Raw genomic sequence first — 16,000 nt, 5'->3', positions numbered from 1 at the left:
GAAACTATTAAAAAAAGAAAGCTACGAGAAGCCAACGTTTTTCATGACGTTTTGTGCCTTGAGCAGCGCGAAAGGAATGGATATAAAAATGAGTGATTTCAGAGGAGTATACCCGGTGGTTGTAACCCCATTCAAGGAAAACGGAGAGATAGATTTTAACGCGTTGACAGAACACGCGGACTGGATGATCAAAGAGGGAGTACATGGGCTGATCCCCAACGGTTCTACTGGTGAATACGCGGCTATGACCTGGGATGAGCAAAAAGAAGAGATCCGGTGCGTGGTGGACGCTGCGAAAGGCCGTGTACCCGTGGTTGCGGGGGTCACCGCGGAGACCGCGAACCGTGTGATTGAACTGGCGAACGTTGCAAAGAGCTATGGCGCGGATGGAATTATGCTCCTTCCTCCGCCTTATAATAATCCGACTCAGGATGAGGTATATAATCATTTTAAAATGATATCGGAGTCTGTGGATATGCTGATTATGGTGTACAACAATCCTCTGGTCCACCGTTGTGGATATCTCATCCGATACGATTCTGCGGCTGCTGGAGCTTAAGAATATCGAATACTGTAAGGAATGTACGGGAAATATCCGCAGGCAGCGCCAGATTCTGCTGGGTTCCAATTATGGAATTAAGATCTTTTCCGGCTGGGATGATCAGTGCTATGAAGCGATTGGTTTCGGTGCTGTGAGCTGGGTCTCCATGGCGGCCAATGTGTTTCCGCAGACCTGCTCTGCCATGGTCCACCTGTTGTTTGAGAAAAAGTATGAGGAAGCCTGGAAGGTCTATCTGGAACTGCTGCCTTGGCTCCCTCATCTGGAGGATTACGGAAACGCCAAGCAGGCCATCAAGTATGCGGCCACGAGGCGTGGGAGGAATCTGGGTACCTGCCGGCAGCCGTTCCTTCCGATTTCCGAAGAACAAAAAGAGGCGGTGGACCAGGCGATCGTCGGTCTGCTAGAGAGAGGAAAGTGCGATGAATAAAATAAAAATTCCGAAGTCAGAGTTTGAACAGCGCATCCAAAATATCCGCGGTATGATGGCCGGGCGGAGAATTGACGCCGTCTTAATCTATGGTGATGAATACCGCAAAGAGAATCTGCGCTATGTCAGTAATGTGTGGACGATCTTCGAACGGGGGGGCGCTGTTGTTCGGCATGGAGGGTGATCCGGTCGTTCTGTGTGCGCCGAAGGGAGTGAAAGTGGCGCGAGAGGTATCAGCCTAGCCCGATATCAGGCTGCTGCCGGAATTCGCCTGTGTTACGGTTCCGGATGTGATCGATTATCCGATGGTTCAGTATACGAGCCTGAAAGCGTTATATGAAGAACTGAATACCAAACATCCGATTCAGAAAATGGGAATCGCTGGTTTTGACGCCATGTCCTATGATCTGGGCTGCACAATCCGGGATGCTTTTCCATGTGACCTGGTGAATATAAATGATATGCTGTTTAAGCTTCGCCTTGACAAAAGTGAACATGAGGCTGCCTGCTTAAGGGAAGCGGGCCGGATCGCAGAGGGTGGGGTAAAGGCGGTGATGAACGCAGATATCATCGGCATGAGCGAGCATCAGGCCGCTTCGATCGGGGAGGCCGCCTGCCGTGCCGCAGGAGCCGAGGCGATGATCTTTACCCTGTTCTCATCCAGAGAACGCACCGAGACCATCGTGGGCAAATCCTCCGGCAAGATCATAGAAGAACAGCTTTTGGGAAATGCGAAGACCATCGCGTCAAAGTATGTGAAGGAAATGGACGAGGTCATTGCTGTGCGGAACTTGAAGATGCCGGGAGCAACTGGAAAATATCATTCTGCCAGTGAGCTGTATGGGGTATGAGTTCCTGTGCGCAATGAGCCTAAAAATGTGACCAGATGTTCTTTGCATTAGGATTAAATTGTGATCCGGTCTTTCTCGAAATAAATCCCCATTTGCCTGTACTGTATGATATAATGTTGACAGACATTATATCTGCGCCGGAGCACGTTCCCTGGCGCGGAGTGCGCATCCCCCGGAGGGTATCATGATTGCTTGCTATCATGATATAATAAAGCCGGCAATATCTTGAGAAAATAAAGGAGACACATAAGATGTTCAAAAAAGTTGGAAATTTTCTTTTGGCCCTGGTACCGGCCGTGTCCATGATAGTGCTTGAACTTTTGGTAGAAGTTGTGGTGATACTGGGTATTGTGTTGATGGAATTGACGTCCGCGAATGCGAAGGGAATGCCTATGTCGATGACAGAAGTTTTGAATTCTCTGCCCCAGATGATAATGGATCACTATATGCTGCTTTTGATTATTATACAGATCAGCTGGCTGATCGGGTTTGGACTGTGGTACTATTTTGGATTTGTGCGGAAAAAAGAGCGGTTGAAGTTTACGCAGGTTTTCAGCGTGAGATCTTTTTCGGCAGAGATCTGCCTGGCGATCGGTTTTTATTTTATCATAACTCTTTATCTGTCTGTGGCGGGTTTCGCATTCCCGGATTTGATGGAAGATTATAATTTATTGATGGAACAGACCGGTATCGCTGACAGAACCATTTTCTCAACTATCTCCACGATTGTATTTGCCCCAATCTGTGAGGAAGTGATATTCCGGGGATTAACCTATAAGTTTGCCAGACGGGCAGGTCTGAATTTCCTGCTGGCCAATATCCTACAGGCACTGATGTTTGGAATTATACATATGAACTGGATACAGGGGACATATGCCTTCTGTCTGGGCTTGCTCTTAGGATTCGTTAACGAGCGTTACAACTCCCTGTATGCTGCGATTCTATTGCATGCGCTGTTCAATTTCTGCGGTACCTATCTTGCAGAGGCACTTGGATTCCTGCCGGATGTCATCGGAGTTTATGTGGGAATGGCAGTTGTAGGCGTTATATTTGTCGGTATTTCCTGGTTCCTTCTCAAGAAGGATAAGAGTATCAAGAAGGAGAGCGCTGCAGTGAGTGAAGATCGTTTAACATTTTAAATGTTGTTTCTATAAAGGTATAGCAGTTTGTGTTTGATCCATATAGAGGGGGCCGCTCAATCATCTAAAATGATAATTTTGCGATACCCTCTTTTCTGTTTTCAATCAGAAAAATAAGGCTAGATAGAATAGCTGATTACTCAGCTATTCTACAACAGCCCCTTTGATACCAGTTATGCCATTTTCAGCGCAGCGATCTGGTTATCATGACGATTTAAACGGATACTGTGCATCTCAATCAGGCTTTCCGCATTTTGGGCGGTACTGGTGGCCTGAACCATTTTTCGGTAAAGATCCAAATGACCTTCTGCCACGATCTGAATATTCCGGTTCGTTTCATTTTCCAGTGTCATTTTTAAAAGAGTGACATCGCGGGAAAGTGTTTTTACATCGGTTTGCAGATTGCAGAGACTAAGGTCGAGGTCATAGACTTTACCATTGAGGACTGAAACGTTGGACTTAAGTTCTGTAACGTCAGATTTAAGCTCTGTAACGTCAGATTTAAGCTCTGTAACGTCAGATTTAAGCTCTGTAACATCAGCCTTAAGTACTGTAACGTCAGTCTTCAGTTCCGTAAAGTCAGCCTTAAGTACTGTAAAGTCAGATTTAAGTTCTGTAATATCAGTCTTAAGCTCTGAAACGTCAGTCTTCAGTTCCGTAATGGTAGATAGAATCAAATCCAGTTTTTCATTATCGGCTATTCTACTCATCTCCTTTCCTTTCTGTAATCCCCAATCGCGTACTTTTATTATACCGGATGTGGGTATAAATGTCTTGTACAAACTTTTTTTCTCTGTTTTGAACAAATAATTTTACACATATCCGAATACCTCCCATAGGATTGGGTAAGGAAACATTGGTATTACAGGCATTCCAGGACTTGTAATTATTCCCAATCCATGGTACGTAAAAAAAATTGCAATTTATTTGATAACCAATCGATCGGACAAAAGAGCGGTTATATACCAAACCGGATTCCTGTTTATTACCTGGATTCCATGAAAAAGACAGGCTATATTTCAGCCTGTCCATACATAATAGAACTCTTTATTTCGTCAAAAAACCGAATTCCACATCACTTGTCCCCCAGACGCCCCGGACTACATAGATATAACCTGCTTCCGCCTGAGGAATAATAGTTTGACCGTCTTCCGAGGTGGTGACCTCCACCTGTTCTCCTTTAGGATCAGTCTCGATGTACGCCTGATCCTGATAATGATCGGCGGCATGTCGGATTACCGTGACTTCATCCGGCTTTTTTGTAAAAAGCAGGGTAAGATCTGCCGGTTCGGGAAGAGATATGTCTGCCAGATCAGGGAAAGCCAGCATGCTGGGGGCATCCGTTATTACAGACTGCATGGCGCCATCTTTATCCTTATATTCCCAGCGAAACGCACCACGGGTAGTCATAGCTGTGACCACAGCCAGATTCGTCCGGTAATTTATATCCAGGCTGGGCGGTTCGGCCGGATCCGGCTCCTGATAGAGCGTATCGATAAGCTCCTGATAGCGGTCCGCGTCGGAGGGAGAGCCCTGCTCCACTACTTTGATTTTGGTGACTCCGGGGTACTGGCCGGGATAGGACTGCATCATGATCCCATTCCCGTAGATTTTTAAGAGATTGCCCTTCTCCAGTTGGTCCTGCGTGATTTTCTTTCCGTTGATATCATAGATATCCTCCGGAAAATGGACCGTAAAGACGCCGCTCTCATCACTTACCATGATGTGGGAGCCCTCGTCATAGGGTATGTACATAGCCTGAACAGCCGTCTTGTCCTCCGCGTTCTTACGAACAGCAAAAATAACAGCCAGGGCGATCAGGATGAGAATTACAACTGATGCCAGAATTAAAATGATATGCTTTTTCTTCATAATATAATACTCCTTATATGTTTGATTTGCACCTTAGGGTTTTAGCCATTTCAGACCCCTACCCATCCGTGTATACCTCCGAACAGTTCAAGCCGTCCATTTATTGTTACAGCAACCTGTTGGGATATATAACACTAGTGTCACGTTATAAAGGAAATGTTGCATATTGTAAAAGAAAATAATTTTTTCCGTTGACAATTTATATTTTATACTATATTATACATAGTATGCAATGCATAGTATACAATGCATAGTATGCATAATACAGCATGTAAGGTGGCGCATAAAAATAAGGTCCCCCCAGAGGAGGCAGCTTTGAATCGCTGTTTGCGTATGAGCTGGATAAGGTCTGGGGAGATATGTTTACCCATGTCCATTGGGATCAGCACGGTGCGGGCAAAACACTTCGCCGTAACAGGAAGGCCGGTATGCCGGTATCAGTGGATTAGATGCTGGATGATTTGCATGGCATCATAGGGCATTTGCAGCGGAAATATCAAATAGACAGGATTGTCGTCCTAGGTCATTGCACTTCGCTCTGTGCGTGAAACGTTATAAATAGATAGGACTTGTGTGCTTTACAATAAAAGGAGGTGGAAAATGGATACCCAGAGAAAAAAAGGAGTATTGGATGTATGTGTCCTGTCCGTTTTAGAGAGAGGGCCCTCCTATGGATATATGATTATAGGAGAAGTATCCCAATGCATTGAGATATCGGAATCAACCCTGTATCCTATCCTGAAGCGACTGGAGAGCGCCGGCTTTGTGACTACCTATAAACAGGAACACAACGGCAGAACCAGAAAATACTATCAGATCACAGAGACAGGAATCGGAAAAATTAATGATTTTTTAGGCGAATGGGAAGAGATGAAACAGATCTATAATTTTGTAGAAAAAAACAGCCAGGAGGGTAAACAATGAATAAGGACGAATTTCTGAACCGACTAACAGAACAGCTTCCCCAGTTGAAACAAAGTGACATAGACCAGTTGACCGAGTATTACCAGGAACTGATCTGTGACGGATTGGAGCAGGGAAGAACAGAGGAAAATATCATCGCGGGATTTGGCAGACCGGAAGATATCGCGGGCCAAATAAAAAACGAGTACAAAGAATACACACAGATCCTCACGCCTCCAAAAACGGAGCAAAACCGACAGGACTACACAACCCAGACACCGATCACAAAAATCTTTGTAGAGGCGCAGAATTTAAGAATTGAGATCCGCCAGGTTCCCTCAGGAACCGTCAGGGTACTATTTCAGCCCAGAGAAGGCGTAGATGAGGTCATTCACACAGTAGATCACGGAGAATTTATCTTCCGCCACCGGATGCGGATGTTTCCGTTAAATATAGCAAACTGGTTCCGCTTTCCCCAGCGGGTAATCCTAGAGATCCCTGAGAACTTCCACGGAAGCATGAGAGTGAAGACGTCGAACAGTCAGATCAACGCTACGTCGCTGCCTAAGATGTCGGATGTCCAGCTGATCACCTGCAACGCGAAAATTACGGCAGAGAATATGTCTGCAGACACCATGTTGCTGCAGACCAGCAATGGAGGACTGCTTCTGAGAAATCTGAACGGGAGACGGCTGGAAGCGATCACCTGCAACGATAGGGTAAATGCCGCGAACTGCAGCTTCCCGGATACGCTGCTGCTGTCCACAAAGAACGGTTCCATCTCTCTTCAGGACATCATCGGGGACAACATTGTGCTGACCACCTGCAACTCCTCCATTACCGGCAACATACTGGGAGATATGAGAGATTACGGGATCGAGAGCAAGACCAGTAATTCATCGAATAATCTGCCAAACTACCAGTATCCTGACCAGAGGAAACATCTGAAGGCGAAGACCAGCAACGGAAGGATCATGGTAGAATTCCGGATACCCTGACATTAAGCAGCTGCACGGCCGCCCAATGCCCGGGAGCACGGACCAATCCCGCCGCCCCCAGGATAGTCCGCCCTCATCGGAATGGTTACGCCGTCTGAACTGCCCGGGGAGCAAAAGAGCAGGGGGGCACTTGAATAAGGTACTCAGGCGTTCAAGGTGATTCCGTCTGAATCTCCATAGAAAGGGGTGATCTGGTATTCCAACTCTCCCCGGCTGCTGCGGGTTTGAGTGTAAAGTCCCGACCAATTGTTGCAAAAGGGATAAGCAGATAACGATCAACGATTTTATGAATAAGGTCAGGATCGAAAAAGCGATAGAGCTGTTCCAGGGCGGCATCGATAATGTCAGATACGTGGCCGAAAAGACGGCTACGGGAGCGCCAGCTATTTCAGCAAACAATTCAAACGGGCCACCGGACTGCCTCCCAGCGATTTCATACGTACCCTGGGCCAGGAGGATCAGGGAATCTAAGGGATTCGAATCACTTACGTCCTTGACAAATCATGTCTAATGCAGTAGACTAAAACTGTCTAATACATTAGACAATTGGCGGGGAGTGGGTTATATGGAAATACCGAAAATTTTTGATAGTGAATATCGGTTAGCATGTATTGTATGGGAGCGGGAGCCGGTTACGACCAGGGAATTGGTGAAACTGTGCGCGGAGAGGCTGGAATGGAAACGCACGACGACTTATACGGTGCTGAAAAGGTTATGTGACAGAGGCGTCTTTCGAGTGGAAAATTCTGTGGTGACTTCCAGGATCCCCAAAGAGGAGATACAGCGGCAGGAGAGCGAGGCGTTTGTGAAAAGGACTTTTGGGGGTTCACTGCCTTTGTTTTTGGCAGCTTTTTTAAAGGACAGGCCTTTGTCTGCGGAGGAGGTGCGGGAGATACAGAAACTGATCGGGGATAAGAACGGGGGGCGAGCTGATGAAACCTGAGATTCTTTTCCTGACGGTGCTTCGGATGAGCCTTGTGTCTGGTTACGTGATTATCTGTATGCTTGCTGTCCGATGGCTGATGAAGAGGCTGCCGAAGATGTTCAGCAGCCTGCTGTGGGTGATCGTGTTGATCCGTATGGTTTGTCCGGTGTCTTTTGAAAGCTCATATAGCCTGATTCCCGGCGGGGGAACAGCAGCACAGACAGAGGAAGCACAGGAGGAAATATTCGGGGCGGGTGTTGGTTTTGAAGGCACTTCCCAGGATATGGACGCCGAGGGAGCGGGACTGTCAATGGAGAGGCAGCAGACAGGTCTTGGAGGCAAAGGGGCTAATGCACTTGAGAATCCGGCTGAGAGTGAACCCAGGGTGTACGGGACGGCTGCCGCGGATATTCCTAAGACCTTCGCGGGCGCGGGCTGTGTAGTATGGGGAAGCGGTATCGTACTGCTGCTCCTATATAGCTTATGTAGTTACTTCGGCTTGAGAAGGAGGCTGGGGACAGCCATACCGGATGGAGAAGGCTGTTATACCAGCGATCGAATCAGAACACCTTTCGTCCTGGGAATGTTTCGGGCGAAGATTTATCTGCCTGTGAATCTGTCAGCAGAGGAGAGGGAACATGTGCTGCTGCATGAACGGATGCACATCCGCAGAGGGGATACGGTTTTTAAACCGGTATTTTATCTGGCCTTGGTGATTCATTGGTTTAATCCACTGGTGTGGTTTGCTTACCGTCTGATGGCGAAAGACATAGAGATGGCCTGCGATGAGGCGGTAATGTCAAAACTGGGAGAGAATAAGAGAAGGGACTATTGCCGTTCCCTATTAAATCTGGCGCTTCGGGGACAGCCCCAGACGGCTCATCCGCTGGCCTTTGGAGAGAGCAATACAAAGCAGCGGGTGAAAAATATATTAAATTATAGAAGGCCAGGCACCTGGGTTAAAGCAGCAGCCATCGCTCTGGGCGCCGCCGCCGCGTTTCTCTTTTTGTCAGATCCGCTGTCCGCAGGCCGCGGGGGGATACCCGCCGATCTGACACAGGATGGCAGTGAAGAGACAATATTGGCAGAGATACCGGAAAACCCGCAGGAAAGCAGTATGGCAGCGCTGGTGGTAAAAAACCGGCAGGGAGACGAACTTTGGAAGTCGCAGTTACCCCTTTCGGGACAGACCGGTATGTCCTATTACCTTTACCAGACGGAGGAGGAAGATCTTCTGTTGCGCTATACAGCGCGGGTTCAGCCGGAAGAAGGGACGATGTCCTACCAGCTGTTCTCCCTGGGAGAGACCGGACAGCAGCAGGTCAGAGCGGAAAACGAGATAAACTATGTGGCAGAGAAAGACCGGTATCTGTTTGATTCAGAAGCAGTTCAGCAGTTCTTACGAGAGCTGAACGGCTATTTGGATCACAGCATTCTCCTGTTAAAGGCCGAGAATGGAATGGCGTTATACAGTACAGCGGAACAGCCCATTGAGCAGACGGAAGAGTTCCAGTGGATGGATCAGCGGTTCGGGTCAATATTTGGAAAAAGCGGCAGTCTCAAGGAACGGATCGATAAGCTCCAGTCACATCTGTTAAAAACTGCCAACCAGGAATGGGCTCTGGAGAACGGTTCCGGAAGAACGGAAACGGAGAACCAGGAGCAGGTCATGAGCAGGCTGAATGCGGTTACAGCCCAGCAGCTGGATCAGATTCAAAAACAATATGATGGATCAGAAACAGAGGATATTATGATTCTGGCGGAGCTGCCAGAAGAGCAAATTATTATATATGGATACAATGACACCGATTATTCTGAACGGGGGATTCTCATTCGCAAAGGGGAAGAGATCAGCCGTTTTGATATCACATATGGGACTTCGCCGATGGCTCTCCCACCTGAGATCTATTGGGATTCCGGCAAAGGGCAGCTGCAGATGAAGATACTGGGTGCCTCCGGAACCGGGCTGATGATCTGGAATCTGTACATATTTGAGCAAACCCAGGACGGCCCTCTTCGGGAAACCATGTTCCAGCCGGACGATTACATGAGCCAGCTGGAACAGAATATATCCTATGAATACGATCCAGATGAACAGAGTGTAACCCTGTATACCCAAGAACATGTTCTCAGAAAAATAGACACCTCCTGGGCAGAAGAACCGGTAATGGACATCTACTGGGGAACCATTGTAGACTTTGAACTGGGAGAAACGATTCATATGCTGTTCACACCGGCCCTGCAGATCGGGGACTGGCCCTCTGCGCAGTACGCGGAAGATGCAGACCTGACTGCAGTCGTTACATACAAACAGGAATTTAAAATTACGCAGATAGAGTAAAAGGAAACAGTAGTTATCCCCGGTGAGGCTGGTTTTTCGGATCTTGGGGCCTTCTGAGGCGGGAGAGGACAGAAACGGCAAAGAACATCAGCACCGGGAAGAGGATCGCACACAGCAGACCTGTTTTCAATCCGGCTTCCGTTCCAGTCAAATTGCCGAACAAAAGATTCGACAGGGAACCGCTGCGGCTTGCTACAGAGTTGGAGACGACACCCACCATACCCGGACCTAAAGAACAGCCGATATCACCGGCCAGAGCCAGCAGCGCGAACATACCCGTTCCGCCTGCCGGACAGTATTCCGCAGCCAGGGAAAAAGAACCGGGCCACATGATTCCAACGGACAGGCCGCACAGCGCGCAGCCGGCCAGAGAGAGAAGCGGAACCGGAGACAGGGTGGCGAGCAGGTAGCTGATCATGCAGAGGATACTGCTGGCCAGGATGAATTTTTTCAGATCGATCCTGGAACCATTTTTGCCGTAGTAGGTTCTGGACAGCCCCATGCAGACGGCAAAGGCGCAGGGACCGAGAAGGTCACCCATGGTTTTGGACACATTCAGGCCGGATTCAGCGAACAGGGAAGCCCACTGCGCCATAGCCTGCTCGGATGCGGCGGAACAGATCATCAGGATCAGGAACAGCCAGAAGATCTTCATGGAAAACAGTTTCCGCAGGGGTGTGGCACTGTGTTCCCCGGTCAGCGTAAGCAGCGGCACCTTCGCGTAGAAAAAAGTGTTAAAGAGCGGAAGTACAGCCCATATCAGCGGAAGAAAGTACCAGCGGGAAAGGCCGATGGTGACGAAATACAGTGTGGAGAGCAGAACCACGGTGACATGCCCCCAGCAGTAGAAGGAGTGCAGCATGCTCATGGCACTGGCTTTTTCATCTCCGGGCAGGGCCTGGACGATGGGGCTTACCAGTACCTCGATCAGCCCGCCGCCGATGGCGTTGATGACCACGGCGATCATAAGGCCCAGGTACGGGTTTGGCAGTAACATGGGAAACAGGCCCAGCCCGACCAGCCCGACCGTACTGCAGATGTGAGCGGCCACGATACAGATGCGGTACCCGATCCGGTCGACGAACTTGGCGGAGATGAGATCCACCAGCATCTGTACACCAAAGTTCAGGGATACCAAAAATCCCAGTTCACTCAATGAGATGCCCATGGTTTTCTGAAAGGTGATAAACAGCAGGGGCGGCAGGTTGTTGACGATAGCCTGCGTGATGTATCCTAAGTAGCTTGCATATACCGTATGTTTATATTGTAGTTTCATTGTGTTATCCTCTTGTCTGTTCGTATGTTTTATTAATTTTTTGTCTTTTCAATCTGAATCTGTTCCTTATAGAATCCAATGCCGGTCAGCCTGTTTATTCATAATAAGGGAACCTAACAGCTCATTTTAGATGTAATATCGATAAAGATCAGCTCTGCCGGATTGAAGATACGGAAACTGACCGTATGAGAACCAAGTCCTCGGCTGACGATCAGGGAGCGGCCCTGTTCTTCAAAATATCCGGCATCGTATTTTGGAAAAAGCTTGGCCTGGGGAGTGATCAGGCCGCCGATTCCCGGTATACAGATAATACCGCCATGAAGATGGCCGGAGACGGTAAGATCCGCGCCCCATTTGGCATACTGCGGAAAATAGACCGGATTGTGGGCGATGAGGATATTATAGTGTTCCGGATCAGGAGTGCCCAGTACATCTGTCAGATACGTGTCATAAAAGGGTTTGCGGGTAAATTTCTTATAATAGCTGAAATCCAGTTCAAAACCATAGATGGTGACCGGCGCCCCGCCGATTTGCAATGTAAAATGCCCGTTGACCAGTGTATGGATGCCGCAGCTTTGCAGCAGCCGGGTATACGATTCATATTCCCCGGCAAATGAATCGGGGAATTCCCGCATCCGGTGTTCATGATTCCCGTTTCCCAGATATATCGGATACTCTGCGGCCAGGGTGATCAACAGCTGATAAGCGGCATCCTTGTGGACTTCCTGTTTTTTCCGGTCCGAGATGATTACATCACCGGCAATGAGAATTCCATCCGGACGGTTTTTGCGGATTTCTTCCAGAAGAAGCCGGTTATCCGGTCCGTAGCTTTTGTTGTGCAGATCAGCCAGCAGAGCCAGCCGCCACGGCCGTTTGAGATCCGGGATTTTTCCTGTTTCTATCGTGTAAAAAGTCGTTTTGAATTTCGACATGGACGATAATCCTTTTCCTTATATATTAAAAAATACGCATCTATACAAATTGAAAATAAACATTTATACTATCTTACTATATTCACATATCCGAGTCAAAATAAACTTTTATAAATGAAAAAGAGTTTCGCTTGCGAAACTCTCCGCCTGCGGCGGGCCGCGTAAGCGGCAACGGAGGTAAGAATGAGCTTTAATGAATCCCAGATTCAGGCGATCCGTCATAAGGATGGCCCCATGTTAGTCCTGGCCGGACCAGGCTCAGGGAAAACCCTTGTGATTACGCAGAGAACGAAGTATCTGATCGATGAATACGGGGCAGACCCATCCGGCATCCTGGTGATAACCTTTACAAGAGCTGCAGCCAGGGAAATGCAGGAACGGTTCCAAAAGCTGATGGAAGGCACGGCCAGCGTATCCTTCGGCACCTTTCACGCCATATTTTTCTCGATTCTGAAATATGCCTATGGATATACTGCGGCAAATATTTTAAAGGAAGATCAGAAGTTTACCTATCTGAGGGAGATCTTGGATCACATCGAGCTGGAGATCGATGACGAAGCCGATTTCCTCACCGGAATTCTCTCAGAGATCAGCAGCGTAAAAAATGAGCGGACTTCCCTGCAAACCTATCACGCCAAAAACTGTCCGGATCAGGTATTCCGGAAGATCTATCACTCCTACCAGCAAAAACTGCAAAAGGCCCGGCTGTTGGATTTTGACGATATGATGGTGTACTGCCTGGAGCTGTTTGAGAGCCGGCCGGATATCCTGAAAGCCTGGCAGGACAAATACCGGTACATTCTAATAGATGAGTTCCAGGACATCAATCAGATCCAGTATGATATCGTGAGGCTTCTGGCGGCACCGGAGGATAATCTGTTTATCGTGGGAGATGACGATCAGTCCATATACCGTTTCCGGGGGGCAAAACCGGAAATAATGCTGAACTTCAGCAAGGATTATCCAAAGGCCCAAAGAGTGCTGCTGGACACCAATTACCGGTCCACGCCGAACATCGTGGAAGGGGCTTCGCGCATCATCGCGAATAATAAGGCCCGTTTCCCAAAAGAGATCAATACGGTCCGTGAAAAAGGGAAGGATATCGAGTTCGCGGAATTTGTAAGCCCCCAGGAAGAATATCTGAAAGTCATCCAGCAATTAAAGCGCTATCATGAGCAGGGAATAGATTGGAATCAGATGGCCATCCTGTTCCGCACGAATACCCAGCCGGGCCGCCTGATGGAAAGACTGCTGGAATATAATATCCCCTTCCGGGCCAAGGACCGGATCCCCAATCTGTACGACCACTGGATTACCCGCGATATCTTAGCCTATATCCGTTTGACAAGAGAACTGACCCGCCAGGATTTTTTTCAGATCATGAATCGCCCCAAGCGTTACTTAAGCCGGGAGGCTTTTGACACGCCGGTCGTGGACTTCAATTGCCTGAGAAGCTTCTATGAGGGGAAAAACTGGATGCAGGAGCGCATCGACAAGATAGAATATGATCTCAAGCTCCTTAAAAATATGCCGCCCTATTCCGCGGTTAATTATATCCAGCACGGCATCGGCTACGAGGAGTACATAAAAGAGTACGCGGACTTCCGCCGCCTGTCGGCAGAAGATCTCTATGATACCCTGAACCAGCTTCAGGAAAGCGCGCGTCCCTGCCACAGCTATGAAGAATGGTTCCGGCATATGGAAGCATACACCAGGGAACTAAGAGAACAGGTACTGGCACGCAGCCATGTACCAGATGGGGTCACGCTATCCACGATGCATGCCTCGAAGGGGCTGGAATATCAGCTGGTGATCCTGATCGATGCCAACGAGGGAATCACCCCTTACCGGAAGGCGGTACTGGAAGCGGATCTGGAGGAAGAACGGCGCATGTTCTATGTCGCCATGACCAGGGCCAAATCCTATCTTCATATCTATTCTTTGAAGGAACAGTATGGAAAGAAGCTGACCCCGTCCCGCTTCATCGGAGAGTACCATCTGGATCTGGCCGGACTGGTGGAAGGAGCGCCGGTCAACCATGTAAAATACGGGGACGGAGTGATACGGGCGGTACAGAATAACAAAGTAAAGATCTATTTTCCTAAGCCCGGCAAAGAGCTGCTGCTGGATATCCATTACTGCATGTCCTATCAACTGCTCAGACTAACCGCTTCAAAAGGCCTAAACGGCCGAAAGGTTCAATAGAAATCCCATTATATACCAGTTGCATTATCAATAAGCAATTGTTATAATTGCCTCAAGTTATTAATAAGTTATACTAATAAAACATTAGTAATATTGGTAATATTTGTAAAAAAAATGGGCGTTTACAGGGGCTACCCTGTAGACGCTTAATTTTATTTGTAGTAAAATGAGGGCGAAGTCAGGTTGGATATAAAGATTATGGGTGAAGTCTCTTATGGGACATCATTTATAATAAAAACAACATTAGGAGGAACGTTATGAAAAAGAAAGTATTAGGTGTTCTGTTGTGTGTAGCGATGACAGCGGCCATGATGACAGGCTGCAAAAGCAAAGAAGAACCCGCGGCAAAGGAAGCTCCGGCAGCATCCGAAGCTCCCCAAACAGCGGATGAGACAGCCGCTCCCGCGCAGGAATCAGCCGCTCCCGCGCAGGCTGCCGCAGGGGAAGGAATCTTCAAGGCGATCCCCAAGGAAGAGATCAAAGTAGGCGTTATACATATCACAGATCCGGCGGAAGGTTCCGGATATACTTACACCCATGACCTGGGAATCCAGGGAATGCAGAAGGCGATCGGCCTGGAAGATAGCCAGATCATCCGTAAAAACAAGATCCCGGATACCGACCCGACTGCGACCGAAAACGCGATCAGAGAGTGTATCGAAGAAGGATGTAATGTCATTTTTGCGACCAGCTTTAACTATATGGATACCTGTGAGAAACTGGCAGCCGAATATCCGGACATCATTTTCTCCCACGGTACCGGCTATAAGAGCAACGGAACGAATTTCAACAACTATTTTGGAAGAATCTACCAGTCCAGATATTTATCCGGTATCGCGGCCGGCTTAAAGACCGAATCCAATAAGATCGGCTATGTGGCAGCTATGGATAAAGAAAACACAGAGGTTACCGGCGGCCTGGATGCATTTGCCATGGGTATCTATTCCGTGAATCCGGACGCGGAAGTTTATGTAAAGGTGACCAACAGCTGGTATGATCCCGAAGGTGAGAAGCAGGCGGCGGAAGCGCTGATTGCCAAAGGATGCGATGTGATCGGACAGCACTGTGACACCCCAAACCCTCAGCTGGCTGCGGAAGAAGCAGGTGCGTGGGGCGTTGGGTATAATTCCGATATGAGCAAAGATGCTCCCGATGCGGTGCTGTGCTCTGTTATGTGGGATTGGAGTAAGTATTATACCACGGCGGTTCAGTCTGTCATCGACGGAACCTGGACCGGTGAAAACTACTACGGCGGAATGAAGGAAGGACTGGTGACACTTTCCGAGCTTTCCGGCCTGAATGATCCGGAAGCGAAAGCGAAGATCGAAGAGGCGGAAGCTAAGATGTTAGACGGTTCCTTCAATGTATTTGACGGAGTGATCGAGACTAACGATGGTTCCACAGTCGGAACCGAGGGCGGAACGCTGGACGATGCGACGATCACCGGTGATATCCACTGGTACTTCAAGAACGTAGTGGAAGAATAAGCAAACGTAATGGAATCAGATATGGGTACGGGCGACCGTTAGGTCGCCCATACTTGCATTCAGGACATAAAAAATAGTAGCG

Annotated in this window: 15 protein-coding genes; 11 read left to right on the top strand and 4 right to left on the bottom strand. The window is 48.4% G+C overall.

Going from position 1 to position 16,000, the window contains the following annotated elements; genetic code table 11:
- Positions 1-88 precede the first annotated feature (88 nt).
- From KTH90_RS24900 to KTH90_RS12295, 5 genes are all read left to right on the top strand, one after another.
- Complete coding sequence (locus KTH90_RS24900; RefSeq protein WP_275061390.1) at positions 89-559, top strand: dihydrodipicolinate synthase family protein; 471 nt, start codon at positions 89-91, stop codon at positions 557-559.
- A complete protein-coding gene (locus tag KTH90_RS24895; protein WP_330655985.1) occupies positions 516-989 on the top strand; it encodes a dihydrodipicolinate synthase family protein in 474 nt (157 codons plus the stop codon). The genes KTH90_RS24900 and KTH90_RS24895 overlap by 44 nt, the downstream gene beginning before the upstream one ends.
- Positions 982-1,173, top strand: coding sequence for a hypothetical protein (locus tag KTH90_RS12305; RefSeq protein WP_158352891.1), 192 nt, complete (start codon positions 982-984; stop codon positions 1,171-1,173). The genes KTH90_RS24895 and KTH90_RS12305 overlap by 8 nt, the downstream gene beginning before the upstream one ends.
- A 121-nt stretch (positions 1,174-1,294) precedes the next feature.
- Complete coding sequence (locus KTH90_RS12300; protein WP_158352890.1) at positions 1,295-1,840, top strand: hypothetical protein; 546 nt, start codon at positions 1,295-1,297, stop codon at positions 1,838-1,840.
- Between the two features lie 251 nt (positions 1,841-2,091).
- The gene (locus KTH90_RS12295) at positions 2,092-2,979 is read left to right on the top strand and encodes a type II CAAX endopeptidase family protein (RefSeq protein WP_238726878.1); all 888 of its coding nucleotides are present in this window, start codon (positions 2,092-2,094) and stop codon (positions 2,977-2,979) included.
- A 173-nt stretch (positions 2,980-3,152) separates the two neighbouring features.
- Here the strand turns inward: KTH90_RS12295 and KTH90_RS12290 are convergent, their stop codons facing one another.
- Together KTH90_RS12290 and KTH90_RS12285 are read right to left on the bottom strand one after the other, a co-directional pair.
- Positions 3,153-3,689 carry a hypothetical protein gene (locus tag KTH90_RS12290; RefSeq protein WP_238726877.1) on the bottom strand — a complete coding sequence of 179 codons (537 nt, stop codon included), beginning with the start codon at positions 3,687-3,689 and terminating at the stop codon, positions 3,153-3,155.
- A 337-nt stretch (positions 3,690-4,026) separates the two neighbouring features.
- Positions 4,027-4,851 (bottom strand): YobA family protein, encoded by an 825-nt coding sequence (locus tag KTH90_RS12285; protein WP_238726876.1) that lies wholly within the window; start codon positions 4,849-4,851, stop codon positions 4,027-4,029.
- Between the two features lie 600 nt (positions 4,852-5,451).
- On the opposite strand from KTH90_RS12285, the gene KTH90_RS12280 reads away from it, so the two are divergent.
- The 4 genes from KTH90_RS12280 to KTH90_RS12265 all read left to right on the top strand — a co-directional run bounded on the left by KTH90_RS12280 (position 5,452) and on the right by KTH90_RS12265 (position 10,018).
- On the top strand, positions 5,452-5,775 hold the full coding sequence (locus tag KTH90_RS12280; RefSeq protein ID WP_238726875.1) for a PadR family transcriptional regulator: 324 nt from the start codon (positions 5,452-5,454) through the stop codon (positions 5,773-5,775).
- Positions 5,772-6,752, top strand: a complete 981-nt coding sequence (locus KTH90_RS12275; protein ID WP_158352886.1) for an HAAS signaling domain-containing protein — start codon at positions 5,772-5,774, stop codon at positions 6,750-6,752. Before KTH90_RS12280 ends, KTH90_RS12275 begins: the two co-directional genes overlap by 4 nt.
- A 565-nt stretch (positions 6,753-7,317) precedes the next feature.
- Positions 7,318-7,695 (top strand): BlaI/MecI/CopY family transcriptional regulator, encoded by a 378-nt coding sequence (locus KTH90_RS12270; RefSeq protein WP_158352885.1) that lies wholly within the window; start codon positions 7,318-7,320, stop codon positions 7,693-7,695.
- A complete protein-coding gene (locus KTH90_RS12265) occupies positions 7,685-10,018 on the top strand; it encodes a M56 family metallopeptidase (RefSeq protein WP_238726874.1) in 2,334 nt (777 codons plus the stop codon). The genes KTH90_RS12270 and KTH90_RS12265 overlap by 11 nt, the downstream gene beginning before the upstream one ends.
- 13 nt (positions 10,019-10,031) lie before the next feature.
- On the opposite strand, the gene KTH90_RS12260 is transcribed toward KTH90_RS12265, so the two are convergent.
- The gene (locus KTH90_RS12260; RefSeq protein WP_158352883.1) at positions 10,032-11,294 is read right to left on the bottom strand and encodes an MFS transporter; all 1,263 of its coding nucleotides are present in this window, start codon (positions 11,292-11,294) and stop codon (positions 10,032-10,034) included.
- 113 nt (positions 11,295-11,407) lie between these two features.
- Positions 11,408-12,226 carry a metallophosphoesterase gene (locus KTH90_RS12255; RefSeq protein WP_158352882.1) on the bottom strand — a complete coding sequence of 273 codons (819 nt, stop codon included), beginning with the start codon at positions 12,224-12,226 and terminating at the stop codon, positions 11,408-11,410.
- Positions 12,227-12,409: 183 nt separating this feature from the next.
- On the opposite strand from KTH90_RS12255, the gene KTH90_RS12250 reads away from it, so the two are divergent.
- Both KTH90_RS12250 and KTH90_RS12245 read left to right on the top strand, forming a co-directional pair.
- Positions 12,410-14,431 (top strand): ATP-dependent helicase, encoded by a 2,022-nt coding sequence (locus KTH90_RS12250; protein WP_238726873.1) that lies wholly within the window; start codon positions 12,410-12,412, stop codon positions 14,429-14,431.
- A gap of 257 nt (positions 14,432-14,688) precedes the next feature.
- Entirely contained in the window at positions 14,689-15,918 is a 1,230-nt protein-coding gene (locus KTH90_RS12245; RefSeq protein ID WP_158352880.1) for a BMP family ABC transporter substrate-binding protein, read from the top strand.
- Positions 15,919-16,000 lie beyond the last annotated feature (82 nt).

Origin of the sequence: Diplocloster modestus, from assembly GCF_019042245.1 — a bacterium.
In the GTDB taxonomy this organism is placed as follows: Bacteria; Bacillota; Clostridia; order Lachnospirales; family Lachnospiraceae; genus Diplocloster; species Diplocloster modestus.
Note: the sequence above shows the minus strand (reverse complement) of the source record. Positions and strands in the feature narration are given on the sequence as shown.

What these genes read in the sequence shown, in the direction of transcription:
- KTH90_RS12250 (WP_238726873.1), top strand. Translation starts at nt 12,410, where the DNA reads ATGAGCTTTAATGAATCCCAGATTCAGGCGATCCGTCATAAGGATGGC.
- KTH90_RS24900 (WP_275061390.1), top strand. Translation starts at nt 89, where the DNA reads ATGAGTGATTTCAGAGGAGTATACCCGGTGGTTGTAACCCCATTCAAG.
- KTH90_RS12305 (WP_158352891.1), top strand. Translation starts at nt 982, where the DNA reads ATGAATAAAATAAAAATTCCGAAGTCAGAGTTTGAACAGCGCATCCAA.
- KTH90_RS12255 (WP_158352882.1), bottom strand. Translation starts at nt 12,226, where the DNA reads ATGTCGAAATTCAAAACGACTTTTTACACGATAGAAACAGGAAAAATC.
- KTH90_RS12295 (WP_238726878.1), top strand. Translation starts at nt 2,092, where the DNA reads ATGTTCAAAAAAGTTGGAAATTTTCTTTTGGCCCTGGTACCGGCCGTG.
- KTH90_RS12300 (WP_158352890.1), top strand. Translation starts at nt 1,295, where the DNA reads ATGGTTCAGTATACGAGCCTGAAAGCGTTATATGAAGAACTGAATACC.
- KTH90_RS12275 (WP_158352886.1), top strand. Translation starts at nt 5,772, where the DNA reads ATGAATAAGGACGAATTTCTGAACCGACTAACAGAACAGCTTCCCCAG.
- KTH90_RS12290 (WP_238726877.1), bottom strand. Translation starts at nt 3,689, where the DNA reads ATGAGTAGAATAGCCGATAATGAAAAACTGGATTTGATTCTATCTACC.
- KTH90_RS12245 (WP_158352880.1), top strand. Translation starts at nt 14,689, where the DNA reads ATGAAAAAGAAAGTATTAGGTGTTCTGTTGTGTGTAGCGATGACAGCG.
- KTH90_RS12270 (WP_158352885.1), top strand. Translation starts at nt 7,318, where the DNA reads ATGGAAATACCGAAAATTTTTGATAGTGAATATCGGTTAGCATGTATT.
- KTH90_RS12285 (WP_238726876.1), bottom strand. Translation starts at nt 4,851, where the DNA reads ATGAAGAAAAAGCATATCATTTTAATTCTGGCATCAGTTGTAATTCTC.
- KTH90_RS12260 (WP_158352883.1), bottom strand. Translation starts at nt 11,294, where the DNA reads ATGAAACTACAATATAAACATACGGTATATGCAAGCTACTTAGGATAC.
- KTH90_RS12280 (WP_238726875.1), top strand. Translation starts at nt 5,452, where the DNA reads ATGGATACCCAGAGAAAAAAAGGAGTATTGGATGTATGTGTCCTGTCC.
- KTH90_RS12265 (WP_238726874.1), top strand. Translation starts at nt 7,685, where the DNA reads ATGAAACCTGAGATTCTTTTCCTGACGGTGCTTCGGATGAGCCTTGTG.